A 25845-nucleotide genomic window follows, 5' to 3' on the forward strand; every position below is an offset into this window, starting at 1 on the left:
GTCAGGCCCCTCTCGTTGCTCGCGAGCGACACCGGTTGCGCCGTCCGCCCCACCAGGATCACCGCGCGGCGCCGTCCGCGGCACCCACGAGCGTCGAGCTGTGGATAACCCCGTCGGTCCGCCTCGCCGGTCCCCTCCCGCCGTTAGCGTGACGAACCCGGACGCCGGTGCGGCGGCCGGCTGGACGCACCCGAGGGGGACCGACCGTGCGACTGCTCCTCACGCTCGACGACGGTGCCGACCTGCGCGACGTGGTCGTCGACGCCGGTGACAGCCCGAGCGTCGGCGAGCTCGCCTCGGCGCTCGGCTGGGCGGGACCGCTGTTCTGCGGGGACGAGCGGCTCGATCCCGCCCTGCCGCTGGCCGACAGCGTCGTACGCCACGGCAGCGTGCTGCGCGACGGCGCACCTGCACGGGACCTCGGCACCGCGCCCGGCGGCGTGGTCGAGGTCCGGGTCACCAGCGGACCGGGCACGGGTCGCGTCGTACGCCTCAACGCCGGGAGCTATGCCCTCGACGCCGTCGTGCCCCGTGCCGGCGGACGGCTCCGGGTCGCTCCGGACGGCCGGGTCAGCCTCGAGCCCGGGGCGACCCCGCTGCGGCTGGACGGGGACGACGTCTCGTCCTCGGCCGACTGGCGCCACGGCAGGCAGCTCTCGGTCGGGGAGGTCCTGCTGGAGGTCCACCCCGTGCGCGCACCCGACGCCCCGCTGACCCCGGGCCCCGGTGGAGCGACGCTCGACCTCACCCGTCCGCCGCGGCTGCGGCCGCAGCGGCGCACGACGGCGTTCAGCCTGCCACCCGAGCCGAAGCGGCCCGACCGGCCGCCGTTCCCGCTGGCGATGATGCTGGTGCCGGTGCTGATGGGGGTCGTGCTCTACCTCGTGACGCGCAGCGCCTACTCGCTGATCTTCCTCGGCATGTCGCCGTTGATGGCGCTCGCCAGCTTCAGCACGGGGAGCCGCCATCAGCGACGCAGGTGGCGCGGCGAGGTGCGCGAGTACGCGCGACGGACGGCCGCCGTGCGCGACGCCGCACGATCCGCGCTGGTCGAGGAGCGGACGGCGCGGCGGCACGGGCTCCCCGACGCCGCGGCGCTCCTGGTCACCGCGGTCGGGCCGCGGGCCCGGCTGTGGGAGCGGCGACGCCACGACCCCGACTTCCTCCTCGTCCGGGTCGGCACCGCGGACCAGCCCTCGGAGGTGACGCTGCAGGATCCCGCGCGCGAGAGCCACGAGGGCCTGCTCACCTGGACCGCCCCGGACGTGCCGGTCTGCGTCCACCTGACCGAGGCCGGGGTCACCGGCGTCGCGGCCGAGGGACCCGTACGCGTCGGGCTCGCGCGGTGGATCGTGGGCCAGGCGCTCGTCCTCCACTCCCCGGCCGACCTGCAGGTGGTGGTGCTCACCACGAGCAGCGACGAGTGGGGCTGGCTGCGCTGGGTGCCGCACGCCCTCGACGCGACCGGCGCAGTGCGGGTCGCGGCGGAGGAGGAGAGCACGGCGCGCCGCCTCACCGAGCTGCTGGCGCTCGTCGAGCGTCGCCTCGCCGCGCGTGCGGAGAACCGGTCGGTCGACGAAGGCCCGGTGCTGGTCGTGATCGACGGGTCGCGGCGGCTCCGGCTGCTGCCCGGTGTGGCAGACCTGCTCCGTCGCGGACCCGGCGTCGGCATCTGCTTCGTGTGCCTGGACACCGAGGAGCGCCTGCTGCCCGAGGAGTGCCGGGTCGTGGTCGACGTCGACGCTGCCACGGTCCGCACGACCGGGGCGGCGACGGTGGCCGACGTACGCGGTGAGCAGGTCTGCGCCGCGTGGGCGCAGCGGGTGGCTCGTGCGCTGGCACCGGTGCGCGACGTCGGCGACGCCGGCACGGACGCGCTGCCGCGGACGTCGCGGCTGCTCGACGTGCTCGCCACGCCGCTCACCGCCGAGGCTGTCCGCTCCGGCTGGGAGCAACGCCCGCGCTCCACCGGCGCGGTGCTCGGCCAGACCGAGGACAAGACGTTCGAGATCGACCTGGTCCGCGACGGTCCCCATGCTCTCGTCGCGGGCACCACGGGCGCCGGCAAGTCCGAGCTGCTGCAGACGCTGATCGCCTCGCTGGCACTGGGCAACCGTCCCGACGAGCTGACGTTCGTGCTGGTCGACTACAAGGGCGGCGCGGCGTTCGCCGACTGCCGCGACCTGCCGCACACGGTCGGGATGGTCACCGATCTCGACGGGCACCTGACCGCGCGTGCCCTCGACAGCCTGGGCGCGGAGCTGCGCCGTCGCGAGGCGGTGCTCGCGCGGTCCGGGGCGAAGGACGTCGAGGCCTACCTCGACGCCCGCGGACCCTCCGACCCGCCGGTGCCGCGGCTGGTGATCGTCATCGACGAGTTCGCCGCTCTCGCCACCGAGCTGCCCGACTTCGTGACCGGTCTGGTCGACGTCGCCCGGCGTGGGCGCTCGCTCGGGGTGCACCTGGTGCTCGCGACCCAGCGACCCGCGGGCGTGGTCAGCGCCGAGATCCGCGCCAACACCGCCCTGCGGATCGCGCTGCGGGTCACCGACGCCGCCGACTCCCAGGACATCATCGACTCGAGCGCCGCGGTGGACATCGCCGCGGCCACGCCGGGGCGGGCGCTCGCACGCCTCGGCACCGCAGCGCCGGTGGCCTTCCAGACCGCCCGGGTCGGTGGGCGAGCCGGGCCGCGCGCCCTGGACCGGGTCCGGGTCGCACCCATGTCGGCGGCGGGCGAGTCGCTCGACTCCGGCGGGGAGTCGTCCGACGGGCCGAGCGACCTCGCCCGGCTCGTGGCGGCGGTGCAGGAGGCCGCGACGCTGGTCGACGTACGCCCTCCGCAGCGTCCGTGGCTGCCGTCGCTGCCCGACGTCGTCGTCCTCGACGACCTCCCACCGGCGACCGAGCCGCTCGTGCCGTTCGGGCTGGCCGACGTCCCGACCGAGCAGCGTCGCGAGAGCGCCGTCCTCGATCTCGCGGCCGGCAGGCACCTTGGCATCGTGGCCGGGCCGCGCGCCGGTCGGTCGACGGCGCTGCGATCGATCGCCGGTGCGATCGGCCGGTCCAGCAGCCCCGAGGACGTCCACCTGCACGCCGTCGACTGCGGGGCGAACGCCCTCCTCCCGCTGGTCGCGCTCCCCCACGTCGGCGTGGTCGTCACCCGTGACCAGCCGGACCGGATGACCCGTCTCGTGGAACGCCTGCGGAGGCTGGTGGCCGAGCGGCAGCAGACGCTGGCAACCGACGGCTTCGCCGACGTCGCGGAGCAGCGCGCGTCGGCCGCTCCCGCCGACCGGATGCCGTACGTCGTCGTCCTGCTCGACCGGTGGGAGGGCCTGGTCGCGGCGTACGACTCCGTCGACGGCGGGGCCGTGGTCACGGCCTGGCAGCAGCTGATGCAGGAGGGTGGCGCTGTCGGAGTGACCGTCGTGGTCACCGGAGACCGCAGCCTGGGCGTCGGCCGGATGGCCGCACTGCTCGACGACCGGCTGGTGCTGCGGACGCCGGAGCAGGGCGACTACGCCGTCATCGGCCTGCCCGCCAGGCAGGTGCCGGAGTCGATGGTGCCGGGGCGTGGCTTCCGCGCCGCCGGGCTGCGGGAGACGCAGGTGGCGCTGCTCGACACCGACCCCTCGGGGACTGCGCAGGTCGCGGCGGTGCAGCGGATCGGGCGCGAGGCCACGACGCGGTGGGCGGACGTGCCGACCACCCGCCGTCCTTTCCGTCTCGACGTCCTGCCGGTGCGGATCGGGCTGGAGGAGGCACTCGACCTCGCTGGGCCGGCAACGGACGAGCTCGTGCTCGCGGTGGGGGGCGACACCCTCGAGCGGCGCGGGCTCGATCCGCTGCGCCACGGACCCGGCCTGCTCGTCACCGGGCCGCGACGCTCGGGGCGCTCCACGGCCCTGCGGACGATGGCGACGACCGCGCTGCGACAAGGCTGGGAGGTGGCGGTGGTGACACCGCGGACCAGCCCGCTGCGCAGCCTGTGCGCCGAGCCCGGGGTGCACGGACCGTTCGACGAGGACAGCGACCCGACCGCGGTCGCCGAGCTCCTCGCGAAGCTGCGCGACACCGACGTGGCGACGATGACGCTGGTCGACGACGTCGAGCTCGTCGGGGTCGACGGCTGGCTGCCGGCCCTGCTCGAGCGGCACTTAGAGGGCCTGCGCGACTCCGGCTCGGTGCTCGTCGCCGCGGGCTCCCCGGCCGAGCTGGCGTCGGTCTACCGCGGCCCGGTCGTCACGCTCAAGCGCTCCGGGTCGGGTCTGCTGCTCTCACCGCAGGCGTCGACCGACGCCGACCTGTACTCCGCGCGGCTCCCCCGCTCGGCGCTGGGACAGCTGCTGCCCGCCGGTGCGGGCTACCTGATGACCGCCGGACGTGCCGAGCGGGTGCAGGTGATCTGGCCGGGGTGACCGCCGCTCGGCGGACGTGCGACAGGGCCGGGCTCCCACGCGGGGAGCCCGGCCCTGGTCGAAGGCGTACGGGTCAGGCGTCGTCGTCGCCGCGCGGGACGTCCGTCGGGCCGTCGGAGTCACGGCCCGGGTCGGGGTCCGAGTCGGCGCCGACCGTCTCCAGCGGAGGCGTGTCCGGCACGTCGCCGCGCGGAGTGCCGTGGAACGTGAACGACTGCTCCGGGCCCTCCTTGTCGTCGACGTCGACCAGCACGATCTGACCCGGACCGACCTCGCCGTAGAGCATCTTCTCGGCGAGGACGTCCTCGACCTCGCGCTGCACCGTCCGGCGCAGCGGACGCGCACCGAGCACCGGGTCGAACCCACGCTTGGCGAGCAGGTCCTTCGCACCCTGGGTCAGCTCGATGGACATGTCGCGGTCCTGGAGCCGCTTCTCGACCGACTCGACCATGTTGTCGACCATCTTGATGATCTGCTCCTGCGACAGCGGCGGGAAGACGATCATCTCGTCGACGCGGTTGAGGAACTCCGGCCGGAAGTGCTGCTTGAGCTCCTCGTTCACCTTGGCCTTCATCCGCTCGTACGAGCCCTGGGCGTCGCCGGCCTGGTTGAAGCCGAGGTTGACGCCCTTGGCGATGTCGCGCGTACCGAGGTTGGTGGTCATGATGATGACGGTGTTCTTGAAGTCCACCATCCGCCCCTGCGAGTCGGTCAGGCGACCTTCCTCGAGGATCTGCAGCAGAGAGTTGAAGATGTCCGGGTGGGCCTTCTCCACCTCGTCGAACAAGACGACGGAGAACGGCTTGCGACGGACCTTCTCGGTGAGCTGGCCGCCCTCCTCGTACCCGACGTAGCCGGGAGGCGAGCCGAACAGCCGCGACACGGTGTGCTTCTCGGAGAACTCCGACATGTCGAGCTGGATCAGCGCGTCCTCGTCGCCGAACAGGAACTCCGCCAGCGTCTTGGACAGCCAGGTCTTCCCGACGCCCGAGGGGCCGGCGAAGATGAACGAGCCACCGGGACGCTTGGGGTCCTTCAGGCCCGCACGGGTACGCCGGATCGCCCGCGAGAGCGCCCTGACGGCCTCCTCCTGGCCGATGACCCGCTTGTGCAGCTCGTCCTCCATGCTGAGCAGCCGCGTGGACTCCTCCTCGGAGAGCTTCACGATCGGGATGCCCGTCGCGACCGCCAGCACCTCGGCGATCAGCTCGTCGTCCACCTCGGCGACCGTGTCCATGTCGCCGGCGCGCCACTGGCGCTCGCGGTCGGCCTTCGCGTTGACCAGCTGCTTCTCCTCGTCGCGCAGCGACGCGGCGGCCTCGAAGTCCTGGCCGTCGATGGCGCCCTCCTTGCGACGGCGCACGTCGGCGATCTTCTCGTCGTACTCCTTGAGGTCCGGCGGCGCCGTCATCCGGCGGATCCGCAGCCGCGACCCGGCCTCGTCGATCAGGTCGATCGCCTTGTCGGGCAGGAACCGGTCGGAGATGTAGCGGTCGGCCATCGTGGCCGCGGCGACCAGCGCCTCGTCGGTGATGGTGACCCGGTGGTGCGCCTCGTAGCGGTCGCGCAGCCCCTTGAGCATCTCGATCGTGTGCGCGATCGAGGGCTCCTGGACCTGGATCGGCTGGAAGCGTCGCTCCAGGGCGGCGTCCTTCTCGAGGTACTTGCGGTACTCCTCGAGGGTCGTCGCACCGATCGTCTGCAGCTCGCCGCGGGCCAGCATCGGCTTGAGGATGCTGGCGGCGTCGATCGCGCCCTCGGCCGCACCGGCCCCGACGAGGGTGTGGATCTCGTCGATGAACAGCACGATGTCGCCGCGGGTCTTGATCTCCTTGAGCACCTTCTTCAGGCGCTCCTCGAAGTCACCGCGGTAGCGGGAGCCGGCGACCAGGGCGCCGAGGTCGAGGGTGTAGATCTGCTTCTCGTGCAGCGTCTCGGGCACGTCGCCCTTGACGATGTCCTGCGCGAGACCCTCGACGATCGTCGTCTTGCCGACGCCGGGCTCACCGATGAGGACAGGGTTGTTCTTCGTGCGCCGCGAGAGGATCTGCATGACCCGCTCGATCTCCTTCTCGCGCCCGATGACCGGGTCGAGCTTGCCCTCCTGGGCGGCCTGGGTGAGGTTGCGACCGAACTGGTCGAGCACCAGGCTCGAGCTCGGCGCCTGCTCCTGCTGCCCGGCGCCGGACGCCGCGGTCTCCTTGCCCTGGTAGCCCGAGAGCAGCTGGATGACCTGCTGGCGGACCCGGTTGAGGTCGGCGCCGAGCTTCTGCAGCACCTGGGCGGCGACGCCCTCGCCCTCGCGGATCAGGCCGAGCAGGATGTGCTCGGTGCCGATGTAGTTGTGACCGAGCTGCAGCGCCTCGCGCAGGGACAGCTCCAGCACCTTCTTGGCGCGGGGGGTGAACGGGATGTGGCCGCTGGGGGCCTGCTGGCCGGGGCCGATCGACTCCTCGACCTGGGCGCGCACGCCCTCCAGGGAGATGGACAGGCTGGTCAGCGCCTTGGCGGCGATGCCGTCGCCCTCGTGGATCAGCCCGAGCAGGATGTGCTCGGTGCCGATGTAGTTGTGGGAGAGCATGCGGGCCTCTTCCTGGGCCAGCACGACCACCCGCCGTGCACGGTCGGTGAACCGCTCGAACATGGGCACGCTCCTCGCTTCGCTGCAGTGGGGAGTACGACGGGACTCGCCGTCGAGCTCGAGTCGTACAACTGCTCGTTCCACACTACGTGTTCCCTCACGATGGACCCGCTCCGTCCGCCAGGGGCGAACAGACCACCCGTACGGGCCGGAGCCGGACCCGTACCGTGGCCGCGTGAGCGAGGGCCGCCTCCCCGCGCTGGACGGGCCGGTGCTGATGGACCAGGAGTGGCGCGACGCCGCCTTCCTGCACTGGCGGGTCGACCCCGCCGTGGTCGCACCATGGATGCCGAGCGGTGCGCGGGTCGACGTCCTCGACGGGGCGACGTACGTCGGCCTGATCGGCTTCGTCATGCACCGCGCCGGCTTCGGCAGCGGCCGGCCGGTCCCGTTCTTCGGCGACTTCGTCGAGGTCAACGTACGGCTCTACTCCACCGACGCCGCCGGCCGGAAGGGGGTGGTCTTCGCGTCCCTCGACGCCGAGCGGCTCGCAGTGGTGGGCCTGGCCGGCCTGCTCGGGGTCCGCTACCGCTGGGCGCGGGCCGACGCGCGCCGGGAGGACGAGCGGTTGACCTACCGCTCGCAGCGGCTCGCCCCGCCGCACCGCGGTGCGCGGACCGACCTGGTCCTGCGAACCCGCGACGAGCCTGCCGACGACGCGCTCTCGGTCTTCCTCACCGCCCGGTGGTGCATGCACACCCAGGTCGCCGGCCGAGGCGCGTACGTCCCCAACACGCACGAGCCGTGGCCCCTGCGGGTCGCCGAGGTCGTCCGGTGCGAGGACGGGCTCGTCGCCGCCGCGGGGCTCGGGGGCCTGACCGCTCGTGCGCCGGACTCGGTGCTCTGGTCGCCCGGCGTGCGCACGCGATTCGGTCTGCCGCGGTGGGTCTGACTCACGCCTCGCCCGGGCGCACCAGCCCACGCTCGTAGCAGAAGACCACCGCCTGCACCCGGTCGCGCAGGGCGAGCTTGCGCAGCACCTCGGCGACGTGGCTCTTCACCGTCTCGGCGCCGACGACCAGCGAGTCGGCGATCTCGGCGTTCGACCAGCCCTGCCCCAGGAGCAGCAGCACCTCGGTCTCGCGCGGGGTGAGCCGGTGGCCGGCCAGCGCGGCACGAGGCTCGCTTCGGCGTACGCCGAAGTCCTCGACCAGCCGACGCGTGACCCGCGGTCCCAGCAGCATCGACCCCTCGCCGACCAGGCGCACCGCCTCGACCAGCCGCTCGGCCGTGACGTCCTTGAGCAGGAAGCCGGAGGCACCGGCGCGGATGGCGTCGAAGACGTACGCGTCGAGGTCGAAGGTGGTCAGCACCAGCACCCGGGTGGCGTGCTCGGCGGTGATCCGGCGGGTCGCGGCGATGCCGTCCAGCACCGGCATGCGTACGTCGACCAGCGCGAGGTCGGGTGCGCTCTGCTCGACCAGCGCGACCAGTGCGGCCCCGTCGTGCGCGGTGCCCACCACCTCGAGGTCGTCCTGCGCGTCGAGCAGCGCGGCGAAGCCGGCGCAGATCGCCGGCTGGTCGTCGGCCAGCACGACCCTCACGCCGGCAGCACCGCCTCGACGACCACGTCGCCGCCACGACGATCGACGCTGAGCGTGCCGTCGACCGCCTCGACCCGTTCGCGCATGCCGGTCACACCGCGCCCGGCGACGATCGGCGCGTCCTCGTCACTCCGGTTGGTCACCCGCAGCCGTACCCCGCCGCCCACCCGGCCGCAGCCGATCTCGACCGGGGCGCCCGGCGCATGCCGGCGTGCGTTGGTCAGCGCCTCCTGCACCAGGCGGTACGCGACGTAGCCGCGCGCGGGGTCGAGCACGTCCAGCGCCTCCAGCCCCTCGACCGTCACCGGGCCGGCCTGCCGCGCCCCCTCGACGAGGCCGGAGAGATCGGCGACGCCTGGCTGCGGCGCACGCTCGGGCGTGCCGTCGTCGGCGCGCCGCAGGATGCCGAGCACGCCGCGCAGCTCGTCGAGCGCCCGCCGGGAGTCGTCGGCGATGTCGGCCAGCACGACGCGCGCCGCCGGGCTCAGGTCGTCGACGGTGTACGGCGCGGTCTCGGCACGGACGGCGATCAGCGAGACGTGGTGGGCGACCACGTCGTGCAGGTCTCGGGCCAGCCGGGACCGCTCGCCCACCAGGGCCGTCTGGTTGGTGGCCTCGAGCCGGTCCGCGGCCAGGGCTCGCAGCTCGGCCTCCCGGACACCCCGCTGCCGGAACCACATCACGGCACCGAGCACCAGGACGGCGGCCACGGCGTAGAGGGCGACCGTCGTCCACGCCTCCCCCGCACTCTGGTACTCGGCGCTGGACTGCGCCCCGTCCGGCGCGACCACCACCGCCCCCAGGGGATAGGTCGCAGCGAGGAGCACCGCGACCACGCCCGCGAGCCACGCCCGTCGCGGACGTGCCCAGGTGGCCACGGCCATCACCGCGACGAGGGCGACGTACGTCGTCACCGTCCACATCGAGGTGTAGAGGAGCAGGACCGCGGCGGGTGCCGCGACGAGCAGGAGGGGGACGAGGACCTGGCGCAGGGCCAGCACGCAGGCGCCCGCCGACAGGAGTGCCGTCACCACGTTGAGGGACCCGAACAGCGCCGGGGCCCGGTCGCCGTTGAAGACGTCGCCGCCGATCGCGGGGGTGGCCACAGCGAGGTAGAGGACGGCGAGCGCTGCGATCGCGGCGAGCACGACGTAGCGGCGCGGGATGTCAGCGAGCCGAGCAGCGGTCTGGGTCATGGCACTCACCCTGGGCGACCACCCCGGACGTACGACACCCCCGAGCCGGGGAACTGCGTTCCCCGGCCGGGGGTGTCGTACGCGGGGTCTCACGAGACGCTCAGTGAGCGGACTCGTAAGCCTCCTTGACCTCCTTGGGCAGCCGCCCCCGCTCGGGGACGTCGAACCCGTTGCCGCGCGCCCACTCACGGATCGCGGTGGCGTCGCTGCTGCTGCGAGGGGCCGCGGCCGCGCTCTTGCGGGTCGCGGAGCGCCGACCGGCGGGTCGGGCGTGGCCGACGTACGGGGCGAGCGCGTCGCGCAGCTGCCCGGCGTGCTCGGCGGTGAGGTCGATCAGGTACTCCTTGCCGTCGAGCCCGAAGGAGACGGTCTCGTCCGCCTCGGACTCGTCGATGTCGTCGATCAGGACGATGTTGACTTTCTGTGCCATTAATTCCCTCCCGAGGAACGTGTCGAATCACTCCGGAACAACATTACTGCATCGGGAAGCCGAATAACGATTCACGCACGCATTGGCAATCATTCCAACTCTGGCCGCAGCAACGGGAAGAGAATGGTCTCCCGAATGCCGGCACCGGTCAGCAGCATCACGAGGCGGTCGACACCGAGGCCCATTCCGCCGGCCGGCGGCATTCCGTGCTCCATCGCCCGCAGGAACGACTCGTCGAGCTCCATCGCCTCCGGGTCACCGGCCGCGGCCAGCAGCGACTGCTCGGTGAGGCGCTCGCGCTGGATGACCGGGTCGTTGAGCTCGGAGTACGCCGGCGCCAGCTCCACCCCGTTGATGATCAGGTCGAAGGCCTCGTTGAGGCCCCGCTCGCTGCGGTGCGGCTTGGCCAGCGGCTTGACCGCGGCGGGATAGTCGGTGACGAACGTCGGCTGGATCAGGGAGTCCTCGACCAGCTGCTCGTACAGCTCGACGACGATCTCGGCCGGGCCCCAGCCCTCCGCCAGCGCCACGTCGTGCTTCTCCGCCAGCGCGCTGAGCTCCTCGACGCTGGTGTCCACGGTGACGGTGGTCCCGGTCGCTTCGGAGACGAGGTCGAGGATCGGGGCCTCGCGCCACGGCGCCTCGAGATCGATGGTCGACCCGTCCCGGCCGGTCACGGTCGTACGACCCACGGCGCGGGCGGCATTGATGACCAGATCACGGCACAGCTGCTTCATCGTGTCGTAGTCGCCGTACGCGCAATAGGCCTCGAGCATCGAGAACTCCGCCGAGTGGGTCGAGTCGATCCCCTCGTTGCGAAATGTCCGCCCGATCTCGTACACCCGGTCGACGCCGCCGATCATGGCCTTCTTCAGGTCGAGCTCGAGAGCGATCCGCAGCAGCATCGGTTGGTCGAAGGCGTTCAGGTGGGTGCGGAACGGCCGCGCGGCCGCGCCGCCGTTGGTGAGCTGGAGCACCGGCGTCTCCACCTCGACGTAGTCCTGGCCGTCGAGGGTCGCGCGCAGCGAGCGCAGCACGGCCGCCTTGGTGCGCACCATCTCGCGGGCCTCGGGGCGGACCACCATGTCGAGGTAGCGCAGCCGGACGCGGGCCTCGTCGGAGAGCTCGTTGTGCTCGTTGGGCAGCGGGCGCAGCGCCTTGGCCGCCATCACCCAGCTGCGCGCCTGGACCGACAGCTCGCCGCGACGACTGGTGATCACCTCGCCGGTGACGCCGAGGAAGTCGCCGATGTCGACCAGCGCCTTGAAGTCGTCGAGCGCCTCCTCGCCCAGGTCGGCCAGCGAGAGCATCACCTGCAGCTCGGTGCCGTCGCCCTCGCGCAGCCGGGCGAAGCAGAGCTTGCCGGTGTTGCGCTGGTGGATCACCCGGCCGACGACGGAGACGACGTCCCCGGTGTGGGTGTCGGGCTCCAGGCCCTGCGCGTCGTACGTCGACCGCACCTCGCCCAGCGAGTGGGTCCGGGGCACCGAGATCGGGTACGCCCCGGCGCCGGAGTCGACCAGTCGCTGCCGCTTCTCCTGGCGCACGCGGACCTGCTCGGGTGCGTCGGACACGGGGGCCTCAGGCGTCTGGTCACTCACGGCGGGTCAGCCTAGTCGCCGGCCCACGGCCGGTAGTCCAGGACGTTCTCGTGGTCATCGGGCGGGATCGACCACCAGAACGTCAGGGACTACCGGTTGCGGGCGAAGACGAGCTCGAGACCGAGGAGGGTGAGCCACGGGGAGTGCGCGGTGAGGCCGTCGATCTCGTCGACCACGACGGGTGCCAGGCCGCCGGTGGCGACCACTGAGACGTCGTCGGGCTCCAGGCCGAGCTCGTCGACCATCCGCGCGACGATCCCCTCGACCTGGCTCGCGAAGCCGAAGACGATCCCGCTCTGCAGCGCCTCGACCGTGTTGCGGGCGATCACCGTGCGCGGGCGCGCCACCTCGACCTGGCGCAGCTGCGCACCACGCCGCCCCAGCGCGTCCAGCGAGATCTCGATCCCCGGGGCGATGGCGCCGCCGACGTACGCACCGCGCGCGTCGACCACGTCGAAGGTGGTCGCGGTGCCGAAGTCGACGACGATCGCGGGACCCGGGTGGTACGTCGCGGCCGCCAGCGCGTTGACGATCCGGTCCGCCCCGACCTCGCGGGGGTTGTCCATGTGGACGGGGACGCCCGTGCGTACGCCTGGCTCGACGATCACCGCGGTCAGCCCGGCGAAGCGCCGCTCGAGCATCTCGCGCCACTCGTGCAGCACCGCCGGGACGGTGGCGCAGACGGCCACGCCCTCCAGCCAGCGCTCCGGCTCCTCGACGGCACCGGAGGACACGGCGGCCGACGACTCCGCGAGGAGACCGCGCACGAGGACCGCCCACTCGTCGGCGGTCCTCCGCTCGTCGGTCGCCACCCGCCAGGTGTCGAGCACCTCGCCGCCGCGCAGCAGACCGAGCGTCGTGCGCGAGTTGCCGATGTCCGCGCAGAGCAGCGTCCCGGGAGGGCCGGCGGGCTGGGTCACGACAGGTCCAGCCCGAGGTCCAGCACGCGCACGGAGTGGGTGAGGGCACCGGTGGAGATGAAGTCGACGCCCGTCGCGGCGACCTCGCGGGCGCGGTCCAGGGTCAGCCCGCCCGACGCCTCCAGGCTCGCGCGGCCGGCGGCCAGGCGCACCGCCTCGGTCATGTCCGCCACCGACATGTTGTCCAGCAGGATCCGGTCGCATCCGGCCTCCAGCAGCGCGCGCAGCCCGTCCAGGTCGTCGACCTCCACCTCGACGGGGATGTCCGGGTACGCCCGGCGTACCGCGTCGTACGCGGCGACGACGCCGCCTGCGGCGACCACGTGGTTGTCCTTGACCAGCGCCATGTCCGAGAGCGACGTGCGGTGGTTCAGGCCGCCGCCGCAGCGGACGGCGTACTTCTGCAGCGCCCGCCAGCCCGGCAGCGTCTTGCGGGTGTCGAGGACCCTGGCCCGCGTGCCGTCCAGGGCACGCACCCACTGCGCGGTCGCGCTGGCCACCCCGGAGAGGTGGGAGAGGAAGTTCAACGCCGTGCGCTCGGCGGTCAGCAGGCCGCGCACCGGGCCCTCGACCCGGAGCACGACGTCGCCCGGCGCCAGGGCGGAGCCGTCGGGCAGCCGCTCGGAGACGACCACGTCGTCACCGATGACGGTACGGAAGACGAGCTCGGCCACCGCGCCGCCGGCGAGCACGCCGGCCTCCCGCGCGCCGATCGTCGCGGTGCCGTGCTGGTCGGCCGGGATCGTCGCTACCGAGGTGACGTCGCCGGGGCCACCGGCCGGCCGGTCCTCGTCGAGCGCGCGCAGCACGGCGGCCTCGATCTCGGCGGCCGGCAGACCGGCCGCCGTCAGCTCCTCGTGGACGTCGTTCAACGCGAGACCTCCTCGGCGTGGTTCGGGCTCCAGAGCGTCGCAGGTGCCCCGGCCGTCAGGACGACGTCGAGGTGCCCCTGCCAGCCGACGTCGTCGCGGTCGGGGAAGTCGTCGCGCCAGTGCGAGCCGCGGGTCTCCTCACGGGCCTGGGCCGCGGCGGCGAGCGCGCTCGCCACCGTCAGCAGGTTCGTGGCCTGCCACGCCGCCGCACCGGGGGTCGACCCCGGCGTCGCCGCCAGCGCGGCGAGCCGCTCGCGCGCCTGCGCCAGCCCGTGGGCCGAGCGGAGCACCCCGACGCGCGCGGTGGTCTCCGCCTGCAGGAGAGGGACGACGTCCTGCCCCACGAGCCCCTCGGGCCGGGCGTCGAGTGCCGGCACGGTCGGCGCGGGCAGGCCGTCGCGCAGCAGCGCGTCCGCGATCCGGCGGGCGAAGACCAGACCCTCGAGCAGCGAGTTGGAGGCCAACCGGTTCGCGCCGTGCACCCCGGAGCAGGCGACCTCACCGGTGGCCAGCAGACCGGGGACCGACGAGCGGCCGTCGAGGTCCGTGGCGACCCCGCCCGAGGCGTAGTGACAGGCGGGGGCGACCGGGATCGGCTCCCGGGCCGGGTCGACGCCGTGCGCGCGGCACACGGAGAGGATGGTGGGGAAGCGCCGCGCCCAGAATGCCTCGGCCTCCTCGTCGGTCCTCGCACCGCCGATCCGGGTGGCGTCCAGCCACACGTGCGGGCGGTCCTCGGCGTGCATCCGCCGCGTGATCGCCTTGGCCACCACGTCGCGCGGCGCGAGGTCGGCCAGCTCGTGCTCGCCGCGCATGAAGGCGGCGCCCGACCAGTCGCGCAGGACGGCGCCCTCGCCGCGTACGGCCTCGGAGACCAGCGGCTGCTGGCCCTCGGCGTCCTCGCCCAGCCACATCACGGTGGGGTGGAACTGCACGAACTCCAGGTCCCGCACCACCGCCCCGGCGCGCAGCGCGAGCGCGACGCCGTCGCCGGTGGCCACCGACGGGTTGGTCGTCTGGGAGAACACCTGCCCGAGACCGCCGCTGGCCAGCACGACCGCCCGCGTACGCAGCAGGCCGACGCCGTCGCGCTGCCCCTCGCCCAGAACGTGGACGGTGAGCCCGGCGACCGCGCCCGCCCCGTCCAGCGCGAGGTCGACGGCGATCGCGTGCTCGACGACCTCGATCCCGGGGGCGGCGCGCACCGCCGCCACCAGCGCCCGCTGGATCTCCGCGCCGGTCGCGTCGCCACCGGCGTGCGCGATCCGGTCGCGGTGGTGGCCGCCCTCACGGGTCAGCGACAGCTCGCCGCCCGACTCGTCGAAGTGCGCGCCCTGCGCGATGAGCTCGCGGACCGCCTCGGGGCCTTCGGTGACGAGTACGCGTACGGCGTCCTCGTCGCACAGCCCGGCGCCCGCCACCAGCGTGTCCGCCAGGTGCTCCTGGGGGGTGTCACCCGGGCCGAGCGCCGCCGCGATCCCGCCCTGCGCCCACCGGGTCGACCCGGCCGAGAGCAGGTCCTTGGTCACCACGAGCACCCGCAGCACGGGGTCGTTGCCACTCAGCCGGAGCGCGGTGGTCAGGCCCGCGACCCCGGAACCGACGACCACGACGTCGGCCTCCTGCTCCCAGCCGGGAGCGGGCGCGGCCAGCCGCGCGGGCAGGCCGCTCACCGGGGGTCGCGCGTGTCCCAGTGCGCGGGGCCGGATGCCGCGCCGGCGTACGTCACGTCCCCGCGCAGCAGCCCCGTGCCGGGCAGCGCCTCGGCCGGGTCGCCGCCGGTGCCGGTGATCCGGTTCTCGGAGTCGACGAAGACGACGTGCGGGACGTGCTCCTTCGCCTCGGCGCTCTCCATCTGGCCGTAGGCGATGAGGATCACCAGGTCACCCGGGGCGATCAGCCGCGCCGCGGCACCGTTGATCCCGAGCACGCCGGAGCCGCGCTCGCCGGCGATGGTGTACGTCTCCAGCCGGGCGCCGTTGGTGATGTCGACGATGTGCACCAGCTCGCCGGGCAGCAGGTCCGCGGCGTCGAGCAGGTCCGGGTCGACGGTGACCGAGCCGACGTAGTGCAGGTCGGCCTGGGTGACGGTCGCGCGGTGGATCTTGGACTTCATCATCGTGCGCAGCATCAGGGGTTCCCTCCGTACGGGTGTGTGGCTCCCTGGGCTGGTTCTCGGCCCAGGACGAGGTCGGTGTTGTCGAGCAGTCGGGTGGCGCCGACGCGGGCGGCGACCAGCAGCCTCGCCTCGCCGGTGGCGGGGGTAGCGCCGAGGTCGCTCGCGCGCAGCGAGAGGTAGTCGACGTCCACGCCGGGTACGTCCAGCTCCGTGCGCGCCGCGGCCAGGACGGCGTCCGCACCCGACCCGGCGGCGTCGCGGCCGGCACGCAGCGCGCGGGAGAGCGCGACCGCGGTGGCGCGCTGGTCGGCGTCGAGGTAGCGGTTGCGCGAGGACAGCGCCAGCCCGTCGGCCTCGCGCACGGTCGGCGACCCGACGACCTGCACTGCGAGGCACAGGTCCTCGGCCATCCGCCGGATCAGGGCGAGCTGCTGGTAGTCCTTCTCGCCGAACACCGCGAGGTCGGGGCGGACCAGCCCGAACAGCTTCGCGACCACGGTCAGCACGCCGTGGAAGTGCGTGGGGCGCGAGGCCCCCTCCAGCTCGGCGGCCAGCGGCCCCGGGTCGACGGTGACCTGCGGGTCGCCGCCGGGGTAGACCTCGGCGACCTCGGGGTGGAACACCACGTCCACCCCCTCGGCCGCGCAGAGCTCGAGGTCGGCGTCGAAGGTGCGCGGGTAGCGGTCGAGGTCCTCGCCCGGCGCGAACTGCATCGGGTTGACGAAGACCGACACCACGACGGTGCCCCGGGCCCCGGCGTGCTCCCGCGCCGTACGCATCAGCGAGGCGTGACCCTCGTGCAGCGCCCCCATCGTGGGCACCAGCGCGACGGGACCGGAGCCCGCGCCGAGCAGCGCGGCGAGCTCCGACCGGCTGCGCGCGAGGGTGGGCCGCGCCGCCACCGCGGCGCTCACCGGACCTCGCCCCCGGTCGCGGCACGGTGGGCACCCGCCTCGGCCGCGTCGAGCAGCGCGACGAGGCTGGCCCGGCGGATCGGCAGCAGCCGTCCGTCGAGCACGGCGCGGTCGGCGGTCGCGCGCGCCAGGGCGACGTACGACGGCAGCGCCGCGGGTGAGTGCGTGGCGACCTGCTCGAGGTGCGCGGCCACGGTCTGGACGTCCCCACGGACGATCGGGCCGGTCAGCGCGGCGTCGCCGTGCTCCAAGGCGTTGTCCAGGGCGGCGGTGAGCAGCGGTCGCAGGGTGCCGGCCGGGTCCTCGATGCCGGCGGCGTCGAGGAGCTCCCTCGCCTCGGCGACCAGCGTGACGAGGTGGTTCGCGCCGTGCGCCAGGGCTGCGTGGTAGAGCGCGCGGCGCTCCTCGGCCACCCAGACCAGCCGGCCCTCGAGGTCCGCGGCGAGCGACTGCACCAGCGCGCGGGTCTCGTCGGTGTCGGCGGCGGCGCCGAGGACACAGCCACTCAGTCGGGGCAGGTCGAGCGACGTGCCCGTGAACGTCATCGCGGGGTGCAGCGCGAGCACCCGGGCGCCGACCCGGCGGGCGGGCTCGAGGACGGCGAGGCCGTGCCGGCCCGAGGTGTGCAGGACGACCTGTCCCTCGTGCAGCGCACCCGCGTCGGCGAGCGTGGCGACCACGTTGCCGAGCATGTCGTCGGGGACCGTCAGCATCAGCAGGTCGCACGAGCGGGCGACGTCGGTGGGCTTGAGCAGGGGCACGCCGGCGAGCAGCGCCGCTGCACGGGCGCGCGAGGCCGAGGACTCGCCCGCGGCCGCCACCACCTGGTGGCCGGCGTCGCGCAGGCGCGCAGCCAGGACGGCACCGACCTTGCCGGCACCGACAACCCCGATCCGGGTCATCGCAGTTCGCCTTTCCGTTCCAGTCCCGCGAGGGGTACCAGACATCTCGACGAGGCCGAGCCTAGTCGCGGACGGTCTCGGACGACAGGCGTTCGATGGTGTCCGCCGTCACACGGCTCCCCAGGCCACCGCGCGCGACCCGGGCCCGGTCCGCGCCCTCGAGCACGAGTCGCCGCGCCTGGGCGGGCTCGCGGTGCGGGCCGGCCACCGCGACGAGGCCGACCGGGGTGTCCGCGTGGACCGTCGCCACGTCCAGCACCCGTTGCAGCGGGCCCTGGGTGGCACGGAAGGACTGCACCCGCGCGAGGGGCACCACGTCGGTCTGGCGCGCGAACCAGCCCGAGCGCCCGACGACGAGGTCCTCGCTCACGCCGAAGCCGAGCCACCGCCGGCTGATCGGGGCCAGCCAGCCCGCGCGCCGGGGCGGCAGGGTGGTCGCGACCCTGCCGAGATCGCCGGGCCGGGCGCCGATGAGGTCCTCGGCCATCCGCCGGACGAGGTGTCTCGGCGCCACCGGGAGCGCCACGCCGGTCGAGTCCTCGTCCGACTCCTTGACCCCGCCGCCGGCCACCGAGAGCTCCAGCCTGGCCAGGCCGAAGGGGCGGTGCAGGACCGGCTCGACGATCCGCACCCCCTGCAGCCGCTCCACGTTGAACGTCCGGGTGCTGACCCCGAACAGCCCGTGGCGCACCTGCAGCCCCGACGGCACGGCGCTGACGGTCCAGTCCCACCAGTCGGAGGCCTTGCGCCCGAGCGAGACGGCCGCTCCCAGGAGGCTGAGGACGCCGACCCCGAAGGCGCCGAAGGGGATGCCGCCGATCAGCAGACCGACCACCACCAGCACGACGACGACCAGGCCGATCGTCTCGGGACTGAGCAGCACGCCGACCAGCTGCCAGCTGACCGGCACCCGGACGAGCAGCCGGGCGGGCGCCTCGGTGCTCGGCTCCGCGGCCTCCTCCTCGTCGCGGGCGCGGTCGCGGCGGGCGAGGAGCGTACGACGTACCTCGTGCGCGTCTGCCTCGGAGAGGTAGGCCAGCCGGACCTCCGACTCGTTCGTCGCGGTCTCGATCCTCAGCTCGGCCAGGCCCAGCACGCGCGCCACCAGCGGCTGGTCGACGCCGATCTCGAGGATCCGGTCCAGCCGGACGCGGCGGGAACGGCGGTTGAGCAGACCGGTGTCGATGCGCAGCTCGTCGGCGGTGATCCGGAAGAAGGTGCGGTACCACGACAGCCCGCCGAAGACCGCGCCTGCGAGCAGCACGAGGACGAGGAGACCGAGGACGATGCGCAGGTCGCCCTCCTGGACGACCTCGCGGCCACCCGCGAAGACGACGACGACGAGGAAGATGCCCGACCGGGCCAGCGGAGTCAGCGGGGACAGCCTGCGCAGGTCGCCGTCGGCCGCGGGCGGCGGGTCCACGGGGCCCGAGGGCCCCTCGGCGCTCACAGACCCGACTGCTCGGCGGACCCGAGCTCGGTCAGCCGGTCGCGGAGCCGGGCGGCCTCCTCGGGGCGCAGGCCCGGGATCCGCGCATCGGTCGCGGGGGACGCCGTGTGCAGCTGGACCGCGGCCAGGCCGAAGGCCCGCTCGACCGGCCCGACGGTGACGTCGACCAGCTGCATCCGGCCGTACGGCACGACGACCAGCCGTCGCACCCAGGCGCCCTTGGTGACCCAGAGCTCGTCCTCGCGCTCGGCGTACCCCCAGTTCGCGACGTTGCGTCCCACCAGCCACCACAGCCAGCCACCGACGGCCGCCACGACGACCAGGACGACCAGCCCCACGGGCAGGTGGACCACCAGGGCCGCGACGACCACCAGGATCGCCAGCACACCCACCCCGACGGCCAGCAGCACACGGCGCATCACCGCCAACGACGGCTGCACCCGGGTCCACTCGGTGCCGGGCGGGTCGAAGAGGTCGTCCACGCCGCTCAACCTAGCCTCGCGCTCCGCCTGGCGCCCAGGCTCAGGGGCGGTCCCCGGCGGGGGTGAACGCCTCGATCGCGTCGACGTCGCTGTTGGCGGCACGGACGTACTCGTCCGCCCACTCCCGGCGTCCGGGGTACGTCGAGCCGGCGATCACCTGCGCGACCGTCGCGTCCACGTCGATCCCGGTGTGCCGCAGCGCGACACCTCCGTCGTCGAGGAGCGCCCACGCACCGCCGGGGCGGCCGTACGGCATCCCCACGCTGCCCGCGTTGACCACGAGCCGCCGGTCGAGGAGCCGCACGAACGGCATGTGCGTGTGCCCGCAGACCACCGTGCGGTGGCCCTCTGGCAGCTCGCCGAGAGCCGCGCGCCAGCGGCCCACCGGCGAGTCCACGAGCACCAGCTCGTCGTCGCGCCGCGGGCTGCCGTGGCAGAACACGACCGGGCCGAACCCGGACACCTCGAGGACGACGGGGTGGGGCAGGCTCTCGAGCAGGTCGACCTGGGCGTCGGTGAGCTGGTCGGCCGCCCAGGGGGTGACCCGGTCCGGCACGTCGACCGCGGCGCCGCGACGCAGCGCGACGAGCTCGCGGTCCGCGTTGCCCCGGACCAGCAGGACCCGCGACCCCTCGCGCTGCAGCCGGTCGAGGACCTCGCGCGGCTGCGGGCCCGAGGCGTGGTCACCGGTCACCACCACGAGGTCGGCCGCGCGTACGTCGGGCTCCTCGAGCACCGCCTCCAGGACGGGGAGGACCCCGTGGACGTCGGACAGCACGGCGATCGAGCCGTACGTGCTCCCGCCCGTGCTAGCCACGACTCAGGACGACCTCGTCGGACCACGGGTGCACCAGCACGTCGCCGTCGTACGTCGGCCCCTCGGCGTCGAGCCGCGCGACCCACCGCTGGAGGTCGGCGCGGCGGTCGCGGACGGTGAGCCAGCCCATCAGCCGCTGCTGGGGCGGGACCCTCGTGCGCTCGAACGGGACGGTGCCGTCGTGCCAGATCCGCCGGGTGCCGTCGCGCAGCGTCGACCAGTAGGCGTCGTCGGCCACGGTCGCCCGCCGGAAGTGCTCCCACATGTCGATCGGGAGCACCTCGGTGAACAGCGTCTCGGCGAGCGTGGCACCGCCGTGGGCGAGCACCTGCGCGACCGTCATGTCCTTGGTGGTCATCCGCTCGACGAGGTTGGTCTGCTCCCAGCGGACCTGCGTGGCCGAGGTGCGGTCGGGGCGGACGCGCCAGACGTACACCGTCTCGGTGAGCACGTCGAAGTGCCGCGTCTTCAAGAACGCCTGGGTCAGCGCGACCTGGTCCTGGTAGCGGGTGCGCTCGGGGAAGTGGATCGGCTCGGTGCCGTCGGCACCGGTGAAGAAGGCGGTGCGGAAGACCTTGTTCCACACGAAGATGTCGGCCAGCAGCAGCGGCGCGTCCTCGATCCGCAGGCCGAACCGGTCCTCGCCGTGGTTGCGCTTCATCAGCGGGGTGACGAAGCGGCGCGGCTCGGCCCGGTCGCTCTCAGGACCCTCCGGCGGGAGCTCCTCGCGCACGGCGTTGCCGACGACGAAGTCCGAGCCCGTGCGCCGCAGCGTGCGCAGCATCGTCGTCCACGCGTCGGCCGGCAGCACGTCGTCGCCGTCGGCGAAGGTGAGGAACTCCCCGCGACACGTCGGGACGGCGGTGTTGCGGGCGATCGAGACCCCGGAGTTCGGCTGCGTCATGACGCGCACGCGCGGGTCGCGGGCGGCGTACCCGTGCGCCACCGCGAGGGTGTCGTCGCTCGACCCGTCGTCGATCACCACGACCTCGACGTCGCGCACCGGCTGAGCCAGCAGCGTGTCCATCGTGGCCGGGAGCCAGCGCGCGACGTTGTAGACCGGCACCACGACGCTGAGCAGCGGCCCGTCGTGACCGGGGCTCGCGCGCAGCGGCCGGACGCGGTCACGGGCACTGCGCAACAGCCCTCGACGCTCGGCCACTGAGCCTCCTGTCCGCTGTCGGCAGCCCGGCGGTCGTCGTCGTCCGCGGGCCGCGCGCCACCCTACGGGAGCAGACGCGCGAGACTGGCCCCGTGCTCCCCTACTCGTGCGTCGACGTGTTCACCGACTCCCTCGGACTGGGAAACCCGGTGGCGGTGGTGCATGACGCGGACACGCTCACGCCCGCGCAGAAGCAGCTCTTCGCCCGGTGGACCAACCTCTCCGAGACGACGTTCCTGCTCACCGCGACCGACCCGGCCGCCGACTACCGGCTGCGGATCTTCACGCCCTCGCGCGAGCTCCCGTTCGCCGGGCACCCCACCGTCGGGTCGGCACGGGCCTGGCTGACAGCGGGCGGGGTGCCTCGGGCAGACAGGCTCGTGCAGGAGTGCGGCGCCGGCCTCGTCGAGGTACGCCGCGAGGGCGACCGGCTCGCGTTCGCCGCGCCGCCGCTGCTGCGCGGCGGGCCGGTCGAGGCCGAGGACGTCGCCGCGATCGCCGGTCAGCTGGGGGTCGGCGTCGAGGAGGTCGTGGACGCCCAGTGGTGCGACAACGGCCCCGGGTGGGTGACGCTGCTGCTGGAGAGCGCCGAGCGCGTGCTCTCGCTGGACCCGGGCCCGCTGACCGGTCCGTTCCCGCACGTCGGCGTCGTCGGGCCGCACCCGGCCGGGCCCGAGGTCGACCTCGAGGTGCGCGCGTTCACCGAGACCTGGGAGGACCCGGTGACCGGCAGCCTCAACGCCGCGATCGGCCAGTGGCTGGTGCCCGCCGGGCGCGTCGGGGCGTCGTACGTCGCCGCCCAGGGCACGGCGCTGGGCCGCCGCGGCCGGGTGCACGTCACCACCGAGGCGGGCCGCACCTGGGTCGGCGGGGACACCGTCGTCGGGGTGCGCGGCGAGGCGGACCCGGGGACGGCGCCGTCGTGACGACCCGCGGCCGGCTCGTCGCCGGCATGGCCGACGCGATCGTCGAGAAGGGCTTCCCGGCCACCACCGTCGCCGACGTCGTACGCCACGCCCGGACGTCGCGGCGGACCTTCTACGAGCACTTCGCCTCGCGCGAGGACTGCTACGTCGCGCTGCTGGCCGACCTCAACGAGCAGCTGATCGCCCGGATCTCGGCAGCCGTCGACCCCGCCGCGGACGTCGCCACCCAGGTGCGTCAGGCCGTGCAGGCCTGGATCGACGGTTCGGAGGAGGAGCCCGCGCTGACCCTGACCTGGATCCGCGACTCCGCCGGGCACCCCTCCGCGCGCGACATCCAGGTGCGCTCCCAGGAGCGGTTCGTCACGCTGGTGCGGCAGATCGCCTCGGGCCCACGCTTCCGCGCCGAGCACGAGCTGCCGTCGGTCGCGCTGACGGTGATCCTCGTCGGCGGTCTGCGCGAGCTGATCGCGACCCAGGTCGAGTCGGGTGAGCCCTTGGCGGACATCGTCGAGGTCGCTGTCGACGCGGTCCTCGGGCTGCTGGCGACCGTCTGAGCGCGCCCCGCCCTCTCGCGGCGGGTCAGGCGTGCTTGCGGAGCTCGGTCCGCTCGGCGCCCGCCACGCGTCCGGCGTGCTCCTCCCAGGCGAGGAGCGCCTGGACCGGGTCGGACTCGAGCCGCGCCCACTCGGGCAGGGACGGACCACGCTCACCGAGGCGTACGGGCAGGGTCTGCTCGTCCTCGCGGGACTCGCTGACGGCGTAGGCCTCCATCGCGGCGTAGCGGTCCTCGGCCTCGCCGAGGCGTCGTCGTACGTCGCCCAGCATCGCCTCCGCGCCGCTCGCGCGCCGCTCGGTGTGCCCCAGCGCCTCGCGCAGCCGGTCGTGCTGCCGCGTGGTCTCGTCGGCCCGGCGGGCGAAGAGGTCGCGGTACTCCCGCGCCAGGTCCCGTCGCTCGACGGCGTTCGCGCGGCGGGCGGCGAGCAGCTCACCGCGGACGAGGAGGTACGACGTCGTGCCGGCGGCGAGCGCCGCGACGGCGGCCACCGAGACGGCGAGCAGGTCGCCCAGGACGACGGCCGCGACGACGACCACGCCGGCGAGGACCAGGAGCGAGAGCGCGCCGGTCAGCCGCGCGCTGCGACGGGTGCGACGTCCGGACGCTGCCATGTCGCGAAGACTAGGTCTCCTTGTCGTCCTCGCGGACGCGACACGCCCGCTCGAGCAGCAGCCCGGCGACGACGAGCAGGACGCCGCCGACGACCGCCACCAGGGCACGGACCACCCGGTCCCCGGTCAGCGGGGTCACCGGGACGCCGAGCTGGGAGAGCGCGTAGCCGGCGTACCCGCCCACGACCAGCGCGCCGACGACCGCCGCCGCCTTGCCCAGCACCATCCGGTTGACGGCCTGGTACGGCTCCATCGTCGCCCGCCGCTTCACGTCGCCCTTGGCCACGGCGCGCTGCAGCACCAACCAGGTCCGCAGCGCGACGAAGCCGACCGCGAGCCCCAGCAGCCACACCACGACCACGCCGGACCAGCCCACCAGCGGCTGCGGTCGGCCCAGCGCAGCGGCCACGGGACGGATCGCCCACCCCGCCACGGCAGCCACGCACCCGGCGACCACCAGCGGACCCGGACGGGTCGGACGCGCGGTGGGCCGACCGGGGGGCTGCTGCTCGGGACTCACGAACCGATGTCGAGTCCGAGGTCGTCGCGTCGGGTCACACCGGCCATGCCGATGCCCTCGAGCAGCTCGCCGACGGGGCCGACGCCGGGGATGGAGGCGTCCGGCTCCAGCTCGTACCAGGGCGCGAGGACGAAGGCCCGCTGGTGCGCCCGCGGGTGTGGGAGCACGAGCTGGTCGTCGTCGGCGCGTCGCTCACCCACGACCACCAGGTCGACGTCGAGGGTCCGCGGGGCGTTGCGCTCGCCGCGCTCACGGCCGTAGGCGTCCTCGATGGCCAGCGCCCGCTCGAGCAGCGTGTGCACGGCCAGCGTCGTGTCCAGCAGCACCACCGCGTTGAGGTAGTCCCCCGCCCCCTCCGGCGCGTCGACCGGCTCGGACTCGAAGACCGCCGACACGTCGGTCACCCACACCTCGGGGGTGTCGCGCAGCGAGTCGACCGCCCCCTGCAGGTTGTTCTCGCGCTCACCGAGGTTGGACCCGAGCGAGATCACCGCACGGCGGATGGGGTGCATCTCGCCGGTCAGGGTGTCGGTGTCGGGGATGTTGGGGTTCGGGGTCTCGGTCACGTACGGCTCCGGGTGATGGTCAGGGCGACGTCCGCGAACGTCGCGTCGATGGGGGCGTCAGGCTTGTGCAGGGTCGTCTCCACCCATTCCACCCGGGGGTCGCGCAGGACCACGTCGGCTACGCGCTGGGCCAGGGTCTCGATCAGGTCGACAGGCTCCGACGTGACCGCTTCGACCACGTCTGCGACGACCTTTCCGTAGTCCACGGCGTCTTTCAAGTCGTCCCCGGCGGCAGCGGGCGCGGTGTCCACACCCAGGACGAGGTCGACCACGAAGCGCTGTCCGTCGCGCTTCTCGAAGGCGAAGACGCCGTGGTGCGCGAACACCTCGATCCCGGTGAGCGCCAGTCGGTCGGTCATGCGGACGGGCCCTCCTGGTCCTCGGGGAGCAGCCAGCGTTCCACGACCCGCAGCGCGTCCAGCGCCTTGCCCGCCTCGTGGACGCGTACGGCCCACACGCCGGCCAGCGCGGCGACGGTCGTCAGTGCCGCGTTGGCGTCCTCGCGCTCCAGCGCGGGGCGCGGCGTCCCGTCCGCGGAGGCGAGGAGGGTGCCGAGGAAGGACTTGCGGCTCGACCCGACCAGCACCGGCAGGTCCAGCACGGCCAGGGCGTCGAGCCGGCGCAGCAGCGCCCAGTTGTGGTCCGCGGTCTTCGCGAAGCCCAGGCCGGGGTCCACGGCGAGACGATCCGCGTCGATCCCCGCCGCGAGGGCCGCGTCGACCCGCTGCCCCAGCTCGGTGACGACGTCGGCGACGACGTCGTCGTACCTCGCGTGGCCGGCCATGACGTCGGCGTGCGCCCGCCAGTGCATGGCGACGTACGCCGCGTCCGCGTCGGCCACGACGTCCAGCACGGCCGGGTCGCCCAGCCCACCGCTCACGTCGTTGACCATGCGGGCGCCCCGTTCGAGCGCCGCGGCGGCCACCTCCGAGCGCATCGTGTCCACCGACACCGGCGCCCCCTCGGCGACCAGCGCCTCGATCACGGGCAGCACCCGGTCCAGCTCCTCGACGACCAGCGGACGGGTCGCCCCCGGCCGGGTCGACTCCCCTCCGACGTCGAGCAGGTCGGCACCCTCCTCGAGGAGCTGCAGCCCGCGCGCGACGGCGAGGTCGGGGTCGAGCCAGCGGCCACCGTCGGAGAAGGAGTCCGGGGTCACGTTGACCACGCCCATCACCAGCGGCCGGGTCCGCCG

24 protein-coding genes are annotated in these 25845 nt (G+C 73.9%); 4 read left to right on the top strand and 20 right to left on the bottom strand.

Annotated elements, in window-relative coordinates; genetic code table 11:
• Nucleotides 1–206 precede the first annotated feature (206 nt).
• Nucleotides 207–4421: an FtsK/SpoIIIE domain-containing protein gene (locus IEX42_RS09230; RefSeq protein ID WP_188779509.1), complete on the top strand. Its 4215-nt coding sequence runs from the start codon at nt 207–209 to the stop codon at nt 4419–4421.
• Nucleotides 4422–4494: 73 nt separating this feature from the next.
• On the opposite strand, the gene IEX42_RS09235 is transcribed toward IEX42_RS09230, so the two are convergent.
• The gene (locus tag IEX42_RS09235) at nt 4495–7065 is read right to left on the bottom strand and encodes an ATP-dependent Clp protease ATP-binding subunit (protein WP_188779510.1); all 2571 of its coding nucleotides are present in this window, start codon (nt 7063–7065) and stop codon (nt 4495–4497) included.
• A 172-nt stretch (nt 7066–7237) separates the two neighbouring features.
• Between IEX42_RS09235 and IEX42_RS09240 the strand changes: the two genes are divergently transcribed.
• Entirely contained in the window at nt 7238–7954 is a 717-nt protein-coding gene (locus IEX42_RS09240; protein WP_229660738.1) for a YqjF family protein, read from the top strand.
• Nucleotide 7955: 1 nt separating this feature from the next.
• On the opposite strand, the gene IEX42_RS09245 is transcribed toward IEX42_RS09240, so the two are convergent.
• The 14 genes from IEX42_RS09245 to IEX42_RS09310 form a co-directional block, all read right to left on the bottom strand.
• Complete coding sequence (locus tag IEX42_RS09245) at nt 7956–8606, bottom strand: response regulator (RefSeq protein ID WP_188779511.1); 651 nt, start codon at nt 8604–8606, stop codon at nt 7956–7958.
• A complete protein-coding gene (locus IEX42_RS09250; RefSeq protein WP_188779512.1) occupies nt 8603–9802 on the bottom strand; it encodes a sensor histidine kinase in 1200 nt (399 codons plus the stop codon). Before IEX42_RS09250 ends, IEX42_RS09245 begins: the two co-directional genes overlap by 4 nt.
• Nucleotides 9803–9902: 100 nt before the next feature.
• Nucleotides 9903–10232: a histone-like nucleoid-structuring protein Lsr2 gene (locus IEX42_RS09255; RefSeq protein WP_188779513.1), complete on the bottom strand. Its 330-nt coding sequence runs from the start codon at nt 10230–10232 to the stop codon at nt 9903–9905.
• Nucleotides 10233–10321: 89 nt separating this feature from the next.
• A complete protein-coding gene (lysS, locus tag IEX42_RS09260; protein ID WP_188779514.1) occupies nt 10322–11833 on the bottom strand; it encodes a lysine--tRNA ligase in 1512 nt (503 codons plus the stop codon).
• Between the two features lie 89 nt (nt 11834–11922).
• A complete protein-coding gene (locus IEX42_RS09265; RefSeq protein ID WP_229660739.1) occupies nt 11923–12753 on the bottom strand; it encodes a type III pantothenate kinase in 831 nt (276 codons plus the stop codon).
• A complete protein-coding gene (nadC, locus tag IEX42_RS09270; protein ID WP_188779515.1) occupies nt 12750–13625 on the bottom strand; it encodes a carboxylating nicotinate-nucleotide diphosphorylase in 876 nt (291 codons plus the stop codon). Before nadC ends, IEX42_RS09265 begins: the two co-directional genes overlap by 4 nt.
• Nucleotides 13622–15298, bottom strand: coding sequence for an L-aspartate oxidase (locus IEX42_RS09275; RefSeq protein ID WP_188779516.1), 1677 nt, complete (start codon nt 15296–15298; stop codon nt 13622–13624). The genes nadC and IEX42_RS09275 overlap by 4 nt, the downstream gene beginning before the upstream one ends.
• Nucleotides 15295–15756 carry an aspartate 1-decarboxylase gene (panD, locus tag IEX42_RS09280; RefSeq protein ID WP_188779517.1) on the bottom strand — a complete coding sequence of 154 codons (462 nt, stop codon included), beginning with the start codon at nt 15754–15756 and terminating at the stop codon, nt 15295–15297. The genes IEX42_RS09275 and panD overlap by 4 nt, the downstream gene beginning before the upstream one ends.
• A complete protein-coding gene (panC, locus tag IEX42_RS09285) occupies nt 15756–16658 on the bottom strand; it encodes a pantoate--beta-alanine ligase (RefSeq protein ID WP_229660740.1) in 903 nt (300 codons plus the stop codon). The genes panD and panC overlap by 1 nt, the downstream gene beginning before the upstream one ends.
• The gene (locus IEX42_RS09290; protein ID WP_188779518.1) at nt 16655–17605 is read right to left on the bottom strand and encodes a Rossmann-like and DUF2520 domain-containing protein; all 951 of its coding nucleotides are present in this window, start codon (nt 17603–17605) and stop codon (nt 16655–16657) included. Before IEX42_RS09290 ends, panC begins: the two co-directional genes overlap by 4 nt.
• A gap of 16 nt (nt 17606–17621) precedes the next feature.
• Entirely contained in the window at nt 17622–19010 is a 1389-nt protein-coding gene (locus IEX42_RS09295) for a PH domain-containing protein (protein WP_188779519.1), read from the bottom strand.
• On the bottom strand, nt 19007–19492 hold the full coding sequence (locus tag IEX42_RS09300; protein ID WP_229660742.1) for a PH domain-containing protein: 486 nt from the start codon (nt 19490–19492) through the stop codon (nt 19007–19009). The genes IEX42_RS09295 and IEX42_RS09300 overlap by 4 nt, the downstream gene beginning before the upstream one ends.
• A 40-nt stretch (nt 19493–19532) precedes the next feature.
• Nucleotides 19533–20309, bottom strand: coding sequence for a metallophosphoesterase family protein (locus IEX42_RS09305; RefSeq protein WP_229660743.1), 777 nt, complete (start codon nt 20307–20309; stop codon nt 19533–19535).
• Nucleotides 20302–21471, bottom strand: a complete 1170-nt coding sequence (locus tag IEX42_RS09310) for a glycosyltransferase family 2 protein (RefSeq protein WP_229660744.1) — start codon at nt 21469–21471, stop codon at nt 20302–20304. Before IEX42_RS09310 ends, IEX42_RS09305 begins: the two co-directional genes overlap by 8 nt.
• A gap of 92 nt (nt 21472–21563) precedes the next feature.
• Here IEX42_RS09310 and IEX42_RS09315 point away from each other — a divergent pair, with 92 nt between their 5' ends.
• Together IEX42_RS09315 and IEX42_RS09320 are read left to right on the top strand one after the other, a co-directional pair.
• Nucleotides 21564–22397 carry a PhzF family phenazine biosynthesis protein gene (locus tag IEX42_RS09315; protein ID WP_188779520.1) on the top strand — a complete coding sequence of 278 codons (834 nt, stop codon included), beginning with the start codon at nt 21564–21566 and terminating at the stop codon, nt 22395–22397.
• Nucleotides 22394–22951, top strand: a complete 558-nt coding sequence (locus IEX42_RS09320) for a TetR/AcrR family transcriptional regulator (RefSeq protein ID WP_229660745.1) — start codon at nt 22394–22396, stop codon at nt 22949–22951. The genes IEX42_RS09315 and IEX42_RS09320 overlap by 4 nt, the downstream gene beginning before the upstream one ends.
• Nucleotides 22952–22976: 25 nt before the next feature.
• On the opposite strand, the gene IEX42_RS09325 is transcribed toward IEX42_RS09320, so the two are convergent.
• Genes IEX42_RS09325 through folP form a run of 5 tightly spaced genes read right to left on the bottom strand, consistent with a single transcriptional unit; the run spans nt 22977 to nt 25824 of the window.
• Nucleotides 22977–23564, bottom strand: coding sequence for a hypothetical protein (locus IEX42_RS09325; protein ID WP_188779521.1), 588 nt, complete (start codon nt 23562–23564; stop codon nt 22977–22979).
• 10 nt (nt 23565–23574) lie between these two features.
• Nucleotides 23575–24084, bottom strand: coding sequence for a DUF3180 family protein (locus IEX42_RS09330; RefSeq protein WP_188779522.1), 510 nt, complete (start codon nt 24082–24084; stop codon nt 23575–23577).
• Nucleotides 24081–24650 (bottom strand): 2-amino-4-hydroxy-6-hydroxymethyldihydropteridine diphosphokinase, encoded by a 570-nt coding sequence (gene folK / locus IEX42_RS09335; RefSeq protein ID WP_188779523.1) that lies wholly within the window; start codon nt 24648–24650, stop codon nt 24081–24083. The genes IEX42_RS09330 and folK overlap by 4 nt, the downstream gene beginning before the upstream one ends.
• Nucleotides 24647–25009 carry a dihydroneopterin aldolase gene (folB, locus tag IEX42_RS09340; protein ID WP_188779524.1) on the bottom strand — a complete coding sequence of 121 codons (363 nt, stop codon included), beginning with the start codon at nt 25007–25009 and terminating at the stop codon, nt 24647–24649. Before folB ends, folK begins: the two co-directional genes overlap by 4 nt.
• The gene (gene folP, locus IEX42_RS09345) at nt 25006–25824 is read right to left on the bottom strand and encodes a dihydropteroate synthase (RefSeq protein ID WP_188781039.1); all 819 of its coding nucleotides are present in this window, start codon (nt 25822–25824) and stop codon (nt 25006–25008) included. Before folP ends, folB begins: the two co-directional genes overlap by 4 nt.
• Between the last annotated feature and the right edge of the window lie 21 nt (nt 25825–25845).

It is taken from the genome of Marmoricola endophyticus (genome assembly GCF_014644415.1).
Lineage (GTDB): Bacteria > Actinomycetota > Actinomycetes > Propionibacteriales > Nocardioidaceae > Marmoricola > Marmoricola endophyticus.

Bases quoted from the DNA above. Each gene is read 5' to 3' on its own strand.
- IEX42_RS09325 (WP_188779521.1), bottom strand. From the start codon at position 23,564: ATGGCAGCGTCCGGACGTCGCACCCGTCGCAGCGCGCGGCTGACCGGC.
- IEX42_RS09290 (WP_188779518.1), bottom strand. From the start codon at position 17,605: ATGTCTGGTACCCCTCGCGGGACTGGAACGGAAAGGCGAACTGCGATG.
- IEX42_RS09255 (WP_188779513.1), bottom strand. From the start codon at position 10,232: ATGGCACAGAAAGTCAACATCGTCCTGATCGACGACATCGACGAGTCC.
- folB (WP_188779524.1), bottom strand. From the start codon at position 25,009: ATGACCGACCGACTGGCGCTCACCGGGATCGAGGTGTTCGCGCACCAC.
- IEX42_RS09250 (WP_188779512.1), bottom strand. From the start codon at position 9,802: ATGACCCAGACCGCTGCTCGGCTCGCTGACATCCCGCGCCGCTACGTC.
- IEX42_RS09235 (WP_188779510.1), bottom strand. From the start codon at position 7,065: ATGTTCGAGCGGTTCACCGACCGTGCACGGCGGGTGGTCGTGCTGGCC.
- panD (WP_188779517.1), bottom strand. From the start codon at position 15,756: ATGCTGCGCACGATGATGAAGTCCAAGATCCACCGCGCGACCGTCACC.
- folP (WP_188781039.1), bottom strand. From the start codon at position 25,824: ATGGGCGTGGTCAACGTGACCCCGGACTCCTTCTCCGACGGTGGCCGC.